General features: G+C 58.6%; 12 protein-coding genes and 5 pseudogenes. 13 read left to right on the top strand and 4 right to left on the bottom strand.

Features of this window, described 5'->3' with window-relative positions:
• The first annotated feature begins 17 nt into the window (after positions 1–17).
• Positions 18–653: an IS6 family transposase gene (locus tag BN2694_RS03605; RefSeq protein WP_135662690.1), complete on the top strand. Its 636-nt coding sequence runs from the start codon at positions 18–20 to the stop codon at positions 651–653.
• Positions 654–714: 61 nt separating this feature from the next.
• Here BN2694_RS03605 and BN2694_RS03600 read toward each other — a convergent pair.
• Positions 715–969, bottom strand: a pseudogene (locus tag BN2694_RS03600) (IS5/IS1182 family transposase); the annotation flags it as partial.
• Positions 970–1,023: 54 nt separating this feature from the next.
• On the opposite strand from BN2694_RS03600, the pseudogene BN2694_RS03595 reads away from it, so the two are divergent.
• The 3 genes and pseudogenes from BN2694_RS03595 to BN2694_RS03585 form a co-directional block, all read left to right on the top strand.
• Positions 1,024–1,161: pseudogene (locus BN2694_RS03595) on the top strand (zinc ribbon domain-containing protein); the annotation flags it as partial.
• 127 nt (positions 1,162–1,288) lie between these two features.
• Entirely contained in the window at positions 1,289–2,128 is an 840-nt protein-coding gene (locus BN2694_RS03590; RefSeq protein WP_135662688.1) for an IS5 family transposase, read from the top strand.
• Positions 2,129–2,163: 35 nt separating this feature from the next.
• A pseudogene (locus BN2694_RS03585) lies at positions 2,164–2,323 on the top strand (RNA-guided endonuclease TnpB family protein); the annotation flags it as partial.
• Positions 2,324–2,595: 272 nt separating this feature from the next.
• Here BN2694_RS03585 and BN2694_RS03580 read toward each other — a convergent pair.
• A complete protein-coding gene (locus tag BN2694_RS03580; protein WP_210408906.1) occupies positions 2,596–3,681 on the bottom strand; it encodes an outer membrane lipoprotein-sorting protein in 1,086 nt (361 codons plus the stop codon).
• Between the two features lie 122 nt (positions 3,682–3,803).
• Here BN2694_RS03580 and BN2694_RS03575 point away from each other — a divergent pair.
• Positions 3,804–3,951, top strand: a pseudogene (locus tag BN2694_RS03575) (IS1595 family transposase); the annotation flags it as partial.
• A 143-nt stretch (positions 3,952–4,094) separates the two neighbouring features.
• On the opposite strand, the gene BN2694_RS03570 reads toward BN2694_RS03575, so the two are convergent.
• Positions 4,095–5,561: an oligosaccharide flippase family protein gene (locus BN2694_RS03570; protein ID WP_135662684.1), complete on the bottom strand. Its 1,467-nt coding sequence runs from the start codon at positions 5,559–5,561 to the stop codon at positions 4,095–4,097.
• Between the two features lie 277 nt (positions 5,562–5,838).
• Here BN2694_RS03570 and BN2694_RS03565 point away from each other — a divergent pair, with 277 nt between their 5' ends.
• From BN2694_RS03565 to BN2694_RS03540, 6 genes and pseudogenes are all read left to right on the top strand, one after another.
• The gene (locus tag BN2694_RS03565; protein WP_135662682.1) at positions 5,839–7,041 is read left to right on the top strand and encodes a glycosyltransferase; all 1,203 of its coding nucleotides are present in this window, start codon (positions 5,839–5,841) and stop codon (positions 7,039–7,041) included.
• Positions 7,042–7,149: 108 nt separating this feature from the next.
• Positions 7,150–10,233 carry an oligosaccharyl transferase, archaeosortase A system-associated gene (locus tag BN2694_RS03560; RefSeq protein ID WP_135662680.1) on the top strand — a complete coding sequence of 1,028 codons (3,084 nt, stop codon included), beginning with the start codon at positions 7,150–7,152 and terminating at the stop codon, positions 10,231–10,233.
• Between the two features lie 65 nt (positions 10,234–10,298).
• Positions 10,299–11,192, top strand: coding sequence for a DUF368 domain-containing protein (locus tag BN2694_RS03555; RefSeq protein ID WP_135665424.1), 894 nt, complete (start codon positions 10,299–10,301; stop codon positions 11,190–11,192).
• A gap of 150 nt (positions 11,193–11,342) precedes the next feature.
• Positions 11,343–12,413, top strand: coding sequence for a glycosyltransferase family 4 protein (locus BN2694_RS03550; protein WP_135662678.1), 1,071 nt, complete (start codon positions 11,343–11,345; stop codon positions 12,411–12,413).
• 89 nt (positions 12,414–12,502) lie between these two features.
• Positions 12,503–13,388, top strand: a pseudogene (locus tag BN2694_RS18110) (sulfatase-like hydrolase/transferase); the annotation flags it as partial.
• A 115-nt stretch (positions 13,389–13,503) separates the two neighbouring features.
• The gene (locus BN2694_RS03540) at positions 13,504–14,526 is read left to right on the top strand and encodes a hypothetical protein (RefSeq protein WP_135662676.1); all 1,023 of its coding nucleotides are present in this window, start codon (positions 13,504–13,506) and stop codon (positions 14,524–14,526) included.
• Positions 14,527–14,839: 313 nt separating this feature from the next.
• Here BN2694_RS03540 and BN2694_RS03535 read toward each other — a convergent pair whose 3' ends face one another.
• The gene (locus BN2694_RS03535) at positions 14,840–15,019 is read right to left on the bottom strand and encodes an HEWD family protein (protein ID WP_135662674.1); all 180 of its coding nucleotides are present in this window, start codon (positions 15,017–15,019) and stop codon (positions 14,840–14,842) included.
• A gap of 74 nt (positions 15,020–15,093) precedes the next feature.
• Here BN2694_RS03535 and BN2694_RS03530 point away from each other — a divergent pair, with 74 nt between their 5' ends.
• A complete protein-coding gene (locus BN2694_RS03530; RefSeq protein ID WP_135662672.1) occupies positions 15,094–15,651 on the top strand; it encodes a YbhB/YbcL family Raf kinase inhibitor-like protein in 558 nt (185 codons plus the stop codon).
• Positions 15,652–15,849: 198 nt separating this feature from the next.
• Positions 15,850–16,428 (top strand): class I SAM-dependent methyltransferase, encoded by a 579-nt coding sequence (locus BN2694_RS03525; RefSeq protein WP_135662671.1) that lies wholly within the window; start codon positions 15,850–15,852, stop codon positions 16,426–16,428.
• Positions 16,429–16,448: the final 20 nt, after the last annotated feature.

Here is a 16,448-nt window from a genome sequence, read left to right as displayed (position 1 = left end):
GCGTTTTCAAAGTGTCTATGCCCGAAAACGCACGCCTCAGCGGTAGTATCGACCAGATCGACTTAGAGTTTGTGGAGCGAGAAGCGACACCGCGATTTTTGATGAAGCTCAGTATTCAGTTGCATCTTGCTGGACTATCGCTTTCGAATACTGTTTCAATTCTTGAGGTATTCGGTGTCCAACGCGCTCGTTCAACCGTCCACAACTGGGTTCACAAGGCCGATCTACAGCCCGAAACTGGACGGAGCCCGGATCACGTTGCGGTTGACGAAACCGTGATCCGACTCGACAACGAGCGATACTGGCTGTACGCTGCCGTCGATCCCGATACAAACGAATTGCTCCATACAACGCTTGAACCAACTACAAATTCAGCTCTTGCTCACGCGTTCTTTCGCGAACTCCGCGAGAAACACGATCTTGACGACGCGATGTTTCTCATCGATGGGTCGCACTCCTTGAAAGACGCTTGCAACCGACACGGCCTCGATTTCAGATACGAACGCGCTGGAAATCGGAACAGCGTCGAACGTGTCTTTCGTGAGGTAAAACGTAGAACATCTTCGTTTTCAAACTGTTTCAGTCACGCCGCTGCGGAAACAGCTGACGACTGGCTCAGATCTTTCGCATTTGCATGGAACCAGCTTATCTGAACACTACCGCCGACAGGCGCAGCAGTACTCGCCAGAGCGCTGTCTTGATTCTGTCAAATCACTTCACTAGCGTGGAGTGATCGGGGAGATCGGCCGCGTCGAGGCCGATCTCCCCGAGTATTTGTGGCATCTCGCTCAGCAAATCAAGCGCTTCCCGGTAGGACTTTTCCGGGTAAACCCGCAGACAATGCAGCGACACCACCGCACACTCGGCGAAGCCGCCACCCCCCTTCGGGGCCGGCGACTTCGCCCCGCCCACCAACAGCATTTTAGCTAACTGAACGACGTTGCTCGTGAAGCGGGAAATTTTCGACATAGACCATCGGCGGTTTCCCGCTTCATATTCCTAGTTCTAGCGGTGGAGACCGATGCTGTCCAACGATTCACCAGAGCCGCCGAGATAGAAGGCATCTCGGTTGAAGAAGTATCTGAGCGGGATACGTCGAAGTCGTGTTCGTGCTGTGGTCGGAAGCGTGACCCAAACCGTGTTGAGCGTGGGCTGTACGTCTACAATTCGTGGCCTTGTTTAGACGCTCGAAACCACGAGGTTGAACGGCTCCTGAATCAGTCTCGTTTTCCTAGTAGCTCTCCCTAAATGTCTAACTTACTAGGGAGTGAAGCGGGTTAGCTTTGCTGTGCACACGAAGTTAGCCCGCTTCACGAACAAAGTCGTAACACTCGCTCAAAAAGCCGTCGTTGGAACACCGAAACTAGCCGTTCAGAAGGGTTTCAGCGGCTACGCCGACTGGGTAATCGTCTCGATTCATGCACTCAAAACGTATCTCAACCACCCCTACCGCCGACTGCTCGACGTCCTGTACGAGATGCCGCGTATTTGTGGAATTCTCGACCTAGAACCGCGTACGCTGCCTGATTTCACTACCGTCTGTGCGCGCATGCAGGAACTGAAAATGCCGCTCTGGCGCGACCTACTTCGGCTGTCGGCACAATTGCACGAAACCGGCAAAATCCAGGCCATCGACGCCACCGGCATGGATCGCGTCGCGGCGAGCCAGCACTACGCTAAACGAACGAATTACACGTTCAGAGCGGTGAAAACTACCGCGTTGATTGACTGCAAAACTAGTGCGATTCTAGATATACATTGCTCGATGAAACAACCGCACGATACACAGATTGCGTGGCAGCTACTCATGCGTAACCTAGATAAACTGAGTATTTTGACCGCAGACAAAGGCTACGACTGGGAGATACTTCGTCGAAGACTCCGTTCAGAGGGCGTTAAACCGGTAATCAAGCACCGTGAATTCGGCTGGCACGGCGTCGCAAACAATGTTTTGCTCGATGATAAAACCTACCACCAACGCTCGAATATCGAATCGACGTTTTTCGCGCTCCGGCGAAAATACGGCGAGATCGTGCGCGCTCGAACCTGGTTTGGTCAGTTCCGCGAGCTCGTGTTGAAATGTGCCGTCAGAAACGTCGAACTAGCGCTCGACCGCTCAAACGTATGAATTTAGGCGTCTAAACAAGACCCAATTCGTGTAATACGGTAGCAAACTCGGATGTGAACGGTGCTGAGAACATTCGACAGAAAGTATCTCCGAGTCTTCGCCTATGATGACGGTGATAGGAGTAACGGCTGGTTGGTACAGCCATCGATGTTCCTATTTGACAAAGAAACGGGTGCATTCGCACCTCAAGAATAGGTTACGTCGTAAATCACAATATCCCAACGGCGGTCGGGAATCCTCGCGCTTCAGCGCGGGGTGGATGTCAAGTGTCTCTCCACCCATGGTTGATACATGAGTTCGAAAGGGAAACTCATCGCTGGTATCGTACTGGTAACGACCGCCACTGTTGCCGCACTCAAAGTGCGACGCGGAACTGACCCATCCGAGTAACCGGCGTTCGGGAGTTTTGGTTTCGATCCAGCCACCGAACCTCGTCACGTACTCCTCATCCGGAAAGACCCGTCTGATCAACCGCAGTCGATCGATTCGCCAACGGCGCGTACAGTCTCCGACGAAACGTCGCCGAAGACTGTGTAGCGATACCCTTCGCATGACCAGACGAGCGACGTCCTGCTGTCGAACGACTGAAGGACGGCCTCGTGGTCGTTGATTTCGATTCGATCACCCTCGGGGAGCCCAGTACTCTCGCCCCATGGGTCGGACTTCGTCACGCGCAGCGTTTCCGACCCGTTCGTATACTGGAGTGACGTGCGGACTGTCCCGTTGTTATCGAAATACCGCGCGGAATCGAACGTCAGGGGTTCGGGCACGTTTGGATCGGGGATCGCCATTTCGCTCGCGGTGACCAGTTCGGCCCTGGTCCCGAAAGACCGACGGACGACCGTCCGTTCGACGACCGTCGCGTTCGCTGGCGGTTCGAACGTAAACGTGTCTGCCGAGAGCGCGGGGTTGAACGTGACGTTTCGGTAGGCAGTCGTGACGGTCTGTCGCTCTTCATCGACGACGATCGTCGAGTTCCATTTGAGCGGATAGTACCACTCCTGGTCGATCCACATCGTGATGCTGGCCGTGTTGGCGTCCTCCGGTGGGACGGCAGTCACGACGTACGTCTCGCGACCGTCCACCGCCTCGGTCCCCTCGTAGGTCAGCGAGGCGTTCTCGAAACTCTCGACCCGCCCGGTGAACGGCTGTGGGCCACCTCCACCGGCAGAGGGCAAGATGAGCGGATCGAGTGCCGCGTTCTGTTCGGAATCGTCAGATACTCCGTTCAATCTCCCGAAGATTGAGGTCACCGAACTCTCAATGGTGGTGTTTGACTGTTGGCTCCCGTCGACTAGTCGAGTCACTCGAACGGTGTTCGCGGCTCGATCGTACCGCCACGTCAAAGAGTCGTTTGCAACGACCAGTGACTCTGTCTCGCCGGTCTGTGTCGTCGATCGTCTTCGTTGGGTTCCGATCTCGAACACTGTTTGCCGTTCCGATATCCGTGTCCCGTTCAGGGAGGACACAACTGTCGCGTTCATTGCTTCAAGATCCGCGAGCGTCCCTTCGATCCCCTCCGCCGTCGGAAGGTCTGACTGCTGGTTCTCCAATGCTGCACATCCTGTGAGGGGCACTAGGGCTGCAATCGACAGAAGGAGGAGTAATCGAAATCGGGTGATGGAGGGTATATGCATGTGAAACAGTAAGTACAAGTCCGGAAAAATCTGGTGGTGGTCTCCAGCGACGCGTGGCTCTCGCCCCATCGAGGCATCTCCAAGGACAAGTTGACGCAGTATCTCAGAGCGTTCCAGCTCCGCCGAGAGTTATATCGAAAACCGGGACGAGACGCGCTCAAACACGCCATCAAAGCAACGCTGTGAAATCAACAATGTGCTACGCAAGAGCGTTGAAGTATATTGCCGACTTCCTAGCCGATCACGGGATGGATGTAAACTCGCTAGAAACGATGCCTGGCACTACGGAGTATATCAAGGCGACCCCATCAACAAAATAGGCCCATATATCATAGGGATGTCGAGATAGTTTCTCGTAAGAGTTGGCGGATCATCCCCCGCAAATACCCATCAAAGAGGCCAAGAAGGCTGACATAGGATACAGCCCCAACTGCGACAACAGTGAGCAGCGTAAGCCAATTCACGATAGGAAGAACTATTGAAAGACCTACGACTATAGCCAATATAATAAGGCCGCTCATAAACTGCCAGACAACTTGATTTGGAACAATGACCTGACCGAACTCCAAACGCATGAACCGTTGAGCCACAGCTAGATGAAATGCGTGAGAGACGACGACTGATCCAACAACTCCCAATACACCGAACCATACCAGAAGGGGCAACATAGCTATGCGAACAACCAATGAGAGAGCGGTCGCTTTGGTTGCATACGCGGGCCGACCAATCCCGTCAAAGAACGAATACGTTACCGTACTAAAGGTATTTATAATGTGGTAGATACTAAGGCCCATCAGTATCGGACCGGCGGTCGAAAATGTCGGGCCAAAGACAGTCTCCATGAGTGCGTCCGGAATGGCGAAACTACCGAACATCATCGGAATCGAAAGGACTGCGGCGTAATTAAGCGACATTTGGAGGCTATCAAGCTGCGTTGCTTCAGAGGACTCCTCAGTTGCGCTCACACGGACCATGAGTGCTGGAGCGATACTACCGCCGACGTAACTGCCGAGCATTAGAAGACGCATTGCAGAAGTGTAGTACCCCGCAGCGGCATTCCCGAGGATAACACCGAGTACCAAGACGGGAAGCCTGTCATAAACTGTTCCGAGCCCTGATGTGAGAACACTCCATCGTGCGAACTCGACAATAGATCGAAGGGTATCCGCAGCCGGGCGTGAAATTGTGATGTCTGTGAAGAAGAAAAGAACGATACTTACTCCAATGGTTGTCATTGCCGTCCCAACCAGTAAGCCAGCGACTTGAAAGCCAGCTAGTAGAAGCGCCACCTGCGCTCCAGTCTCAATCACACCATGGGCGTTGTCAGTCAAAGTTGCGAATCCAGTCTTTCCATGACTCCGATATGTATCGAGCAAAAGCATGTAGAATATGCGGCTGAGGAAAACGGTGAACGCACTGGTGATGACGGCGAACGAGTACTGGAGTAGCTCAGGGACAGTGAGAAAAGCGACAGTGAGAAAGAACCCGACGATCGACGCATAGGCCAGACCCATAGTAAGCCCCCCGCCCAGGAAGGCTGCCGAATCGAGGTTACGCTCACTGCCCCGTTTCATCACTGACTGGCCGATTCCCGCGATAGGGAAGAGTGCAACTTTTACGATTGCGAGGACGACATAGAATTTTCCGAGACCACCTGCTCCGAGAACGTTCGCGAACAGAATGAGGCCGAGAAAGCTAATAGCAGTGTCCACTAGATTTCCTGCAAGAGAGAGAGAAGCCTGGTTCCGTATGTTTATGAATTGATCAGAATCTGTCTCTTGCTCGGGACCCGCCATTAGAGCGGAATAAGAAGAGTCCGGTCTTGAATGCTGGGAAAATCAGAAATTCTCCAGCACAATAATTACCACACGACCATCTAGAATAGTTGTGGGCTCTGTGGTTACTCCGAATGACACTCATCCTATATCAAAATACATGGTAATTCGAGTGGCAAGCGAGTCCGACAGTAACCAGCATAACTATGTTTCCAGAGAAAGATCAAGAGTGTCACTTCGTGTATCGTTCGACACGGAACCGACATAATATAGGCATTGGATCGAACGTCTTCCAATAATGCACCTCACCCAGGTTGCTCCATACGTTTCGTATCCACCGCGGTTGGGAGGCGACCATCGCACACACGGACTGGTAAAGGAATTCCCGCAGTTCGGCGATACGGTTGAACGGTTCTGTCAAGGGGGGTCACCGGCGATGTACAAGTCGCTGGATTTCCGACGCCAAGTCACGATCTCTAAGAGATATACAGAATTTCGCCACCTACATCCGTTTCACGAAATACTAAAAGCCCCGATGTTAGTAGGATACCCCAATCTATTTCAGGGTCATGTTCTGAAAATTGCCAGTGACGGCCTTGACGACATGCTTGAGCGAGCTGACGTCGTCCTCGCTCGCGAACCCTGGCAGACACCGTACGTGCTTGAGCAAATTGATCAAGACACGCCGGTAATCTTGTCCAGCCACAACGTTGAGGCGGAACGATTTGGAGACATTCGACAGCCACTATTCGAGAACTGGGTCGAGTCACGCGTTGAGCAAATGGAAAAGCGCTCAGTAGAGGGGAGCGATGCAATAGTCTGCACGAGCGAACGAGATGCCGAAATCTATCGCGACCGGTACGATCCTGGCGGCCCGATTTTCATCGCACCTAACGGGACGTATAAAGAAAGCTTACGAGACCATCGTCCGGATTCGAAGCAAGCCAAACGGGTTCGATCCGATTACGATATACCACAGAAGGCGACAGTCTGTCTCTTTATGGGGAGTAACTACAAGCCAAATATCGAAGCAGCCAAGTCCATTATAGAGTTGTCGCGAGGATTCGGGGGCGAACAAGTGCAGTTTATTATAATGGGAAGTGTCGGGAAGGCACTTACATCGGCGGATACACCCGAGAACCTCACCATAACTGGATACGTAGAAGACGGGTTTGAAGCCCACTTTGACGCAAGTGACATCGCGTTGAATCCAATGCAGTCGGGTGGTGGCACTAACATCAAACTTATTGATTACTTTGCGCGGAGTTTGCCAGTCATTTCGACGCCATTTGGCATACGAGGACTCAATATTGACAGAGAAGCAGTGGCAGTGGCAGAACTATCTAAATTTCCAACTGCGATCGAAGAGCTACGGACTGCTAGAGACCGGCGCAAGAGTATCGGCCGAAAAGGACGGGAGGTTGCAGCCGAGAACTACACGTGGGAGGAATCATCAAGATTTCTGAGAAAGTCGATTATAGAGGCCGTCGGACCTTTTTGAAGCATACTTGAGGATCTGTGAATACTCCAGGAAGCAACGCATTTCATAAGGCTTATGCGCGCGTTGCCAGTTTCTCCGTCCAATGAGTTCACGGAGGTTCCTTGTCGCATGAGTGCTCTTGAAGCATGGCCGGACGACGATTCGGTACCTGGTCGCGCTCTCGGCTGGCTGACAGCGTGGTATCACGTTTTCGTCGTCGCCGGACTGTTCGGGTTCATGTTCTGGTTGCGGGCGCGGACGTGGGGGAATTTCGTCGTCAATGGAGACATCCTCTTCAGCGGCAACGACGCGTGGTATGAACTCCGCGAAGTCGCATACACGGTCGCGAACTGGCCGAATACGATGCCGTTTGAGGCCTGGACACGATTCCCGGCGGGTACGACAGTCACCCAGTTCGGGACCCTCTACGATCAGGTTATCGCCACGACAGCGCTGATCGTCGGGCTCGGGAATCCGAGTGATCATCTCGTGCGTCTCGTCCACCTGCTTTTCCCCGCACTGATCGGTGCTGCAGTCGTCATCCCAACGTACTATCTCGGCAAGCAGGTCGGCGACCGTACCGGCGGGGTGATCGCCGCCGTCTTGGTCGCGCTTTCGGGTGGTGAGTTCCTGCGACGGAGCCTCGTTGGCTTTTCCGACCACCAGGTCGCGGAGGTGTTCTTCCAAGTCGTGGCCGTTCTCGTGATCCTCCTCGCGTTCCGCGTCGCACAGAAGGAGAAACCGATCTACGAACTGTTCGTCGATCGTGACTGGGCTGCGTTGCGTCGTCCGCTGGGTTGGGGCATCATCGCAGGGATCGCGCTCGCGCTCTACATGTCCGTTTGGCCGCCAGGTGTCCTCTTGGTCGGTATCCTCGGCGTCTACGTGACGATCCAGCTCCCGATCACGTATCTCCGTGGGGAGAGTCCCGAACACCTCGCAATCGTCGCTGCAGTGATCTTTCTCGTCTCGGCTGTCCTTTCACTGGCTTCGCTGGACAGCGTTGGCTTCGGCATGATCAAGCGCTCCCTCTCCCAACCAGGTTTGGCCCTTGCGGGAGCCGTTTGGGTCGGCGTCCTCTCGTGGTTGGCGAGGACGTGGGACGAACGCGAACTCGCAACCTGGCAGTATCCGGTCGTCGTTTTCGGCAGCCTCGTCGTCGCGGTTCTGCTCGTCGCTCTCTTGCTCCCAGACTTCTTCAAGTACTTTCTTAGGCAAGTCTTGCGCTTCGTCGGGTTCGCGTTCAACCCCCATACGGAATCAGCCGTCACAATCGGAGAGGTCCAGCCGCTCCCGATTGGGCAGGCCGACACGTTGATCTCCTGGCTCGGGATCACACCACTGATCGCAGGTATCGGCGTCGTTCTCTCACTCGCCCACCAGTACGTCGCAGACGAACTCGACCCGGCGTACCTGTTCGTCGCCTTGTGGTTCGTCTTCTTCGTCGCTGCGACGTTCACCCAGCAGCGCTTCGCCTATTATCTGACCGTCCCGGCGGCAGTCATGACGGCCATCGTCGTCACACGGCTGTACCGCTATCTGCGCTCGTTCAGCAAAACAGACGATGTCGAAACGTACCAGTTGCTTGTCGTCGGCAGCGTGATCGTAGCCCTTGTTGTCCCCATGGTCTTTCTCGCCCCGACTGCGATCGACCGCTCCAGCCAGAACGCCCCAGGCGGGGTCCAGGGGTGGCAGAGCAGCCTCGACTATATGGAGACTGAAACGCCGGCAGTCGGCAACTACGGCGGGGCCGGCAACGCCGATCAAATGGACTTCTATGGCACCTACGAGCGCACGGACGACTTCGAGTATCCCGATGGTGCCTACGGCGTCATGTCTTGGTGGGACTACGGCCATTGGATCACCCAGGAAGGTGAACGAGTCCCAGTGGCCAATCCGTTCCAGCAGAACGCACCGGAAGCCGCGTCGTTCCTCGTCGCACAGAACGAATCTGCTGCCAACGACGCTCTCGACGTGGTGAGCGAGGACGAAACCGATGCTGAAACCCGATACGTGATGGTCGACTGGAAGATGGCTTCTGCAAACGGGGCCTTCGGTGGAAAGTTCTTCGCACCGCCGAACTTCGTCGACGGCGTCGACGAGTCGACGTACTATCGGAAAGTCCGTGGCCTCGCTCAGACCCAGCGAGGGACCTCGATCATTGGCCGGTACTTCACCGTTCAAAAACAGGCCTACTACGAGTCGATGGCCGTCCGCCTGTACCGATATCACGGAAGCGCGGCGTCGACGACCAACGCGATGGGCGCGACGCTGCCGAATGGCCAGATTCCGGTCGTCGACTGGGCGGATACGCAAGTGACTCTGACCGATGGGTCCCAACCAACCTGGCACATACCAGCGAGAAACCAGAATGGTTCCGCACAGGCATTGCGACTGTTCGATAATCGGACTGCCGCCGAGCAGTTCGTCGAGCAAGACGGTACGGCTCAGATTGGCGGACTCGGAAAGATCCCCAGCGAGCCGGTGCCCGCCCTGGAGCACTACCGTCTCGTCCAGGCCGACAACCTGAGCCAGAACCCGTTCACCGCGAGCCAGCCCGGCCTGGCCCAGTTCGCCCGCAACCAGCGACTCCAGTCGGGCGTGAACACCCAGCAACTCGCCAGCTTCGCGGAGCCGTACTCCTCGTGGACAAAGGTCTTCGAACGCGTCCCTGGAGCGACCGTCGAGGGCAACGGGCCGGCGAATGTGAACGTCACGGCGTCCGTCAATATGGAGATGCCCAACGCCAACCAGACGTTTACCTACCGGCAACAGGCCGAGACCGGCCCTGATGGCGAGTTCTCGATGACGCTGCCCTACTCGACTGCAGGCTACGAGAACTGGGGGCCGGAGAACGGCTACACGAACGTCAGCGTCCGCGCGACGGGCCCGTATCAGTTCACCGCCGGCGGCGGCATCAACGAGAGCGGCTACCTGATCCAGCACACTGCACAGGCGAACGTCACTGAGTCACAGGTGATCGGTACGGACGAGTCCCCCGTGACAGTCCAGCTGGAACGCCAGCAAATCGGCCAGATCGGCAGCAACGATGAAAACGACGGCAGCGATACGGGGGACAGTGACAGTTCCACTGACGCGGGTGGGAACACTACGAACGGGGCGGAGTCACTTTCCGTCGATCCGTCGGCGACAGTGGACGATCGTCGATCAGTCAAGACCTCACCGAGCGGGGCCGACGCGATTGAACCGTGACAGACCGACAGCGGGATCGACCGGGCGTTCGGGCGTGGCTCGTCGTCTACCTGAAAGGCGTCGCGATGGGGGCCGCCGACTCGGTTCCGGGCGTCTCGGGCGGGACGATCGCACTGATCACCGGCATCTACGAGCGGTTGATCGGTGCGATCGCCACACTGGACCCACGGGCGGCGAGGCATCTGCTTCGCGTTCACCGGACTAGCGGACGGCGAGCGCTGAAGAGCCGTCTCTGTGCGATGGACGTTCCGTTCCTCGTCGTGTTGGGCTCCGGAGTCCTGACGGCATTGATCCTCGTCTCGCGGGTGATGCACGTGGCCCTCGCCGAGGCGCGGGCGCTGACGTTCGCGTTCTTCTTCGGGCTGATCGGGGCATCGGCCGTCGTGCTGTACGAGCACGTCTCGGTCCGGACCGGCGGGCGGATCGCCGCCGCGATCGCCGGGTTCGCGATCGCGTTCTACGTCTCGGGCGTCTCGGCCGGTACGGAGGCGTCCCATGCGCTTCCGATCATCTTCGTCGCGGGAGCGATTGCGATCACTGCGATGATTCTCCCGGGCGTCTCCGGAGCGTTCTTCCTCGTCTTGTTCGGCCAATATGACCACTTGACGTCGGTCCTCAAGCGATTCGTCGATCGTCTCGTCGGCCTTGTGACCGGCGATCCGGCTATCGCCGAAGTGATCGAACTCGGAACGACCGTGCTGACGTTCGGGATCGGAGCGATTCTCGGCTTGCTCGCGTTCGCACGCGTCGTCCAGTGGGCGCTGGCCCACTACCGGGCAGCGACGTTGACCTTCCTCGTGAGTTTGATGGTCGGTGCCCTGCGCCTGCCAGTGATCGAAGTACTCGATCACACAAGCGTCTGGACGACGACGACGACCGTCGCAACCCTCCTCGCTGGGGGGATTGGTGCGCTCGCCGTACTCCTGTTGGATCGGTACACACAGACACTAGCCTACTGATGGCCCGGCCAATGCACGGTGGCACCGGCGCTTTGCCGTCTTCTCAGAAACGACTGGGGCTGATCGAACAGTCCCTTCCCGCGTGTTTCCGTCGGACCGATGGCGAGCCGAGTCGGTAGCGTTTTCCCGCCACTCCGCCTGCGGGAGGACATGCGCGTGCTGAACTATCTCGACTTCGAGCGGTATCTCGGCCCCAGCGGCATTCGGACCGCGGCCAGCCAACAGCGGACTGCCCTGGCTGGCCAGGGGGTTACGGTCGAAACCTCGCCCTGGAACGGTCGGAACCCGGTGACTGCCGCCGTCTCTAATCTCGGAGACGGGTCACTGTGGGCGGACTTCGACGTCGCTCACTGCAATACCGTCGGCCCGGGGTCGGTCGCCGTCGCGAAGTACGCAAAGCGGCAGGACATCCCGCTGATCTTACACGCCCACGTCACCCGCGAGGACTTCCAAGAGAGTTTCCGCGGGTCGAACCTCGCCTCGAAGCCGCTGGGGACGTACCTCCGATGGTTCTACTCCCAGGCTGACCTCGTGCTCTGCCCCAGTGAATACACCGAGCGCGTTCTGGAGTCCTATCCAGTCACCGCGCCGATTCGACCGATAACCAACGGCGTCGATCTGTCGGGTCTCGAGGGCTACGAGAAGTTTCGCGCCTCTGCCCGCGAGAAACACGACCTCGATGGCGTCGTGGTTTTCGCGGTTGGCCAGGTCTTCGAGCGGAAGGGACTCTCGACGTTCTGTCGGGTCGCTCAGCAGACTCCCTACGAGTTCGCGTGGTTCGGTCCCTACAGCACGACCCCGCTGGCTTCCTCGACGGTCAAGCACTGGACCGAAAATCCGCCGGAGAACGTCACCTTCACCGGCTGGGTCGAGGACATCAGGGAAGCGTTCGGCGCAGGCGACATCTACCTCTTCCCGACGAAGACCGAGAATCAGGGCATCGCCGTCCTGGAAGCAATGGCCGCCGAGAAGGCGGTCGTCATCCGGGACATTCCGGTTTTCGATGAGTTCTTCACCGACGGCGAGGACTGCCTGAAGGCTGAGACCGACGCCGAGTTCCGCGCGGCTGTCGAGCGATTGGCCGAGAACCCCGACCTCCGGGAGCGCCTCGGCGAGAACGCACGCGAGACTGCCGAGACGCACAGTCTCGACCGCGTCGGTACGCAACTGGTCGATATCTACGAAACCCTGCTTGAGGGCGACGATCCGACGACGGTCTGACTTCTGACGGGCGGGTTCTCGTCGAAAGAGTCCGGCCCCACAGTACACGTATCGCGGATATCAAGTTTCGTTCCCCGTTCCGGCGATCAATGAGCGGCGATCGGTCCCCAAGTAACGTGCTGTTCGTGGTGCTGGATACGGTTCGGAAAGACCGCCCTTCTCTCTACGGGCACGACACGCTGACGACCCCGAATCTGGTCGATTTTGTCGAGGACGCACGCGTCTATGAGCAGGCCGTCGCGCCGGCACCTTCGACCGTTCCGTCTCACAGGTCGATGTTCACGGGTCGTGCCCCAGCCAACACGGCACAACCCAGGAGAACCCGTATCTCGAAAGGGAGACGACGCGCGCGGAGGTGCTGTCTGGTTCCGGCTACGAGACGGCCTGTTACTCCTCTAACGCTTGGATAATACCATTCGCCCATCTATCGGATGGTTTCGACGGCCAGGTCCACTGCTTCGAGTTGTTGCCGGGAGAGTTCCTCTTGGGGCCGCTTGCCCGGGCCTGGAAAGCGTTGAACGACTACGCCGTCCTCCGGAAATCCGTCGCCGGCCTGACCAACGTGGGCAACTCCTTGCATAAGTCCTTCGAGAGCGAGGGTGATGACTCGAAGACACCGAATGCGATCGAGAAGACGAAGGATTTTATCGACGACGCTGACGACGAGTTCTTCCCGTTCGTCAACCTGATGGACGCCCACCTGCCGTATCACTCACCCGAAGAGTACCGCGAGCCATTCGCGCCTGGCGTCGATCCTAACGAGGTCTGTCAGGACACGAAACTGTACAACACGGGGGCCTACGAAATCGACGAGAGGAGCTGGAAGCGATTCAGTCGCTGTACGACGCCGAGATCGCCTACATGGAACACCACGTCGGGCACCTGTTCGAGTGGTCACAAGAGGCGGGCCAATGGGAGAAGACGGCTGTCGTCGTGTGTGCCGATCACGGTGAACGTTTCGGCGGACGGCACGGTGCCGTGTCTCGAGATAGTCACTACTAACTACACCCCCTGGGACAGAGGTAACTACCGATGAAGACAGTCATGGTCCTGGTACAGCCCTCCGTGCGCGTCCGCGGGGTGAGACGCGATGGTCGCTGAGGCGGGGTTTTTCGCCGTCGAACTGTTGGTCGTGGCTTTCGCTGGCGGTGCGATCGGCGCTGCGGTCGGCGGGACCGCTGCCCTGAGTCTCGCCGGCCTCACGATCGTCGTGGGCGAAGTAGGTAACTACCTGGTCGCTGCCACACCCGGTGACCCGGCCGCAACCGGCCTGACGGCCCTGATCGGCTACGGTCCGGCACTCGGTCCGCACGTCGCCTTCGCGGGTGGTGTCGCGGCGGCGGCCTACGTCGGCCGTCGGGAACGTCCCGACTCGGCGTTCCCGTATCACAATGCTAAGGACATTTACCGGGCGATCGGCGTCCGGCCGGACGCGATGCTGGCCGGCGGTGCCTTCGGCGTACTGGGATACTGGATCGCGACGCTCGTCTGGACTGTCGGATTGCCCGTCGACCCGGTCATGACGAGCGTCGTCGTGACGGGACTGCTGGCCCGTGTCGCTTTCGGCTACCCGCTTGTGGGTCGGCTCTCCGCCGGCCTGCTCGACATGTCGTCCTACGAGCGCGGTGCGATCAGGACCGCCCTGTCGGGTGACGAAGAGAGCGAGGGCACCCCTCGTCCAGCGGTCGAACCCTGGGCGACCCAGCAGTACGGCTGGCAGCAGCAGGCGATACTGGGCCTGGTGGTCGGGGTGTTTTCGGCGTACGTGGCGGTCCTCACCGAGAGCTACTACCTGGCGTTCGGGATCGCCGCGGCGTCGCTGGCGTTTCTGGTCGTCGGGGAGCGACGGTTCCCGATCGTCTACCACCTCGCTCTCCCCGCGAGTATCGCCGCCCTGTCGCTTCCGGGTGCAAATACACAACTCGCGCTGCTCGCTGGCGCCGTCTTCGGCGTCGTGAGCGGACTCGCCGGCGAACTCGCCGGACGGGTGCTGTACGCTCACGCCGATACGCACGTCGACCCGCCGGCGGTCGCGATCGTCCTCACGACGTTGCTGATCGGCCTGTTGACCACAGTCGGGGTCTTCGAGCAGGGACTGATCCCCGCCCTGTGATCGAGAAATAAGTTCCCGTCTCGGCCCGAGATTGGTCCGGCCACGCTCTCACCGTTTCGACAGCTATCGATGAGATAAGCAGTATTCTTCGTCGCCGATCCAGCGGTCGCCGGACCCGCGTGGATACCACGACACGTGGCGATCACGGCAGGTTTTCGTCTATCGTCCGCCCACAGACACACACCGTTCACTGTCCGACGGGTCGAGTCGCCGTCGGCAGAGCTTGCACTTCGGTGCCATAACGCATAGAAATAACTTCTGGGGATATAATTGTATTTACTAGATGGGTCCTCACGCCGGAGCGACAGCCATTTCAGACATCAGCGACGGGATTGTAGGTTCCGTTGATGTCCCACTCGTGGAGACAATGCGGGCGGCCCCGCGTCACGTCGCCATCGTCGGGTACACGCCAGACGCCCAGTTCGTCGTTCCAGACTTCCGTCCGCCCACAACGCTCACACTCTCGATCGCTCGGTGGCTCGATGTCGATCATAGTAGCACCATGTTCACCGATCTATATCAAGCCCGCGGGACAGACCTTTTCCGGCGGCCCTCGAACCCGCAAGTATGGAGACTCGCCGAACGTGGCTCCGGCGGATCGGCCTGGCGAGTACACTCGGGGTCGTCGGCTGCCAGGAGGGAACGACGACGGTGCCGAGAAACGACCTTGCGTTCGGTTCCCCGGCGTTCGAAGACGGCGGTTCGATTCCGGAACGATACACAACCGACGGACCGAATCGTTCGCCACCGCTAATGATCGAGTCCGTCCCGGATGGGACCGAAACTGTGGTGTTGATCGTCGAGGACCCGGACGCGGACGACTTCGTTCACTGGTTGCTCTGGGACGTCCCGGGGGCACGACGGGAGATCCCGGCGGGGCTCCCTGTTTCCGGGACGCTACCGGAGATTGGTGGGGCACGACAGGGGACGAACGACTTCGGGACTGTCGGCTATCGTGGACCCGCTCCGCCGGCAGACGACGGTCCACACACGTATCGCTTCACGATGACCGCACTCGAATCGACGCTGTCGGTCGAACCGGGTGCCAGACGATCTTCCGTGCGGCCTGCGATGGATGGAATGCGCCTGGGGGAGACCACGTTAGCAGCGACGTACGATCGCTGATTGGCGGTCACCGACGCCTCAGACGGGTAGCGGCCCCACGTTCGACCGAACGTCTCTCTCGGAGCCTCGATCACAGTGGGGAACAGTCGCCCTCCTCAGACCAGCCGGACGTGCAGTCGGTCGGCACGAAGGCGCGTTATCGACGACGACAGTCACCATCGTCCGGCCGTTTTTCCCCACAGAGTTCCGATGGCGGACATGGGCCACCACACGTTCGACGCTGACGGTGCCGAACGGCTGGAAGACGAGTCCCGGTACGCCTATCTCTCGGTGGACGAACTGCTCGGCGCGTTAGATCCAGGGGCCGATGATCCGGTTGCCGACCTGGGTAGTGGCACGGGCTTTTACACCCGTTCGATCGCCCCGCACGTCGGCCGGATCCTCGCGGTCGATCTCCAGCCGACGATGCATGCGGCGTTCGGAGAATACGGCGTTCCTGCGAACGTCCACCGGGTGACGGCCACGATCGGTGCGGTGCCCGTCCGGACGGACGCACTCGCCGGGGCCTACTCGACGATGACCTACCACGAGTTCGCCAGTGACGCGGCCCTGGCGGAACTGGGTCGGCTACTCGAAAATGATGGGCGGATCGTGATCGCAGACTGGTCGGCGTCCGGGGCTGGCGATCGTGGGCCGCCACTGTCCGAGCGCTACGACGCCGAAACCGTCGGCAGACACTTTGAAGATCACGGATTCGACGTCGATCGTGTCGCGGATCGTCGGGAGACGCTCGTGGTCGCTGCCCGAAACGCCGCGGAGCCAACCCGACAATCGTAAGGAACTCGGGACTGGTAGAA

Source organism: Halorhabdus rudnickae, assembly GCF_900880625.1.
Lineage (GTDB): Archaea > Halobacteriota > Halobacteria > Halobacteriales > Haloarculaceae > Halorhabdus > Halorhabdus rudnickae.
This window is presented reverse-complemented; position numbering and strand designations above follow the sequence as displayed.

Excerpts from the sequence above, each read along its gene's own strand:
- BN2694_RS03540 (WP_135662676.1), top strand. The coding sequence starts at position 13,504 with ATGGTCGCTGAGGCGGGGTTTTTCGCCGTCGAACTGTTGGTCGTGGCT.
- BN2694_RS03560 (WP_135662680.1), top strand. The coding sequence starts at position 7,150 with ATGAGTGCTCTTGAAGCATGGCCGGACGACGATTCGGTACCTGGTCGC.
- BN2694_RS03570 (WP_135662684.1), bottom strand. The coding sequence starts at position 5,561 with ATGGCGGGTCCCGAGCAAGAGACAGATTCTGATCAATTCATAAACATA.
- BN2694_RS03525 (WP_135662671.1), top strand. The coding sequence starts at position 15,850 with ATGGGCCACCACACGTTCGACGCTGACGGTGCCGAACGGCTGGAAGAC.
- BN2694_RS03555 (WP_135665424.1), top strand. The coding sequence starts at position 10,299 with ATGGGGGCCGCCGACTCGGTTCCGGGCGTCTCGGGCGGGACGATCGCA.
- BN2694_RS03565 (WP_135662682.1), top strand. The coding sequence starts at position 5,839 with ATGCACCTCACCCAGGTTGCTCCATACGTTTCGTATCCACCGCGGTTG.
- BN2694_RS03535 (WP_135662674.1), bottom strand. The coding sequence starts at position 15,019 with ATGATCGACATCGAGCCACCGAGCGATCGAGAGTGTGAGCGTTGTGGG.
- BN2694_RS03605 (WP_135662690.1), top strand. The coding sequence starts at position 18 with ATGCCCGAAAACGCACGCCTCAGCGGTAGTATCGACCAGATCGACTTA.
- BN2694_RS03550 (WP_135662678.1), top strand. The coding sequence starts at position 11,343 with ATGCGCGTGCTGAACTATCTCGACTTCGAGCGGTATCTCGGCCCCAGC.
- BN2694_RS03530 (WP_135662672.1), top strand. The coding sequence starts at position 15,094 with ATGGAGACTCGCCGAACGTGGCTCCGGCGGATCGGCCTGGCGAGTACA.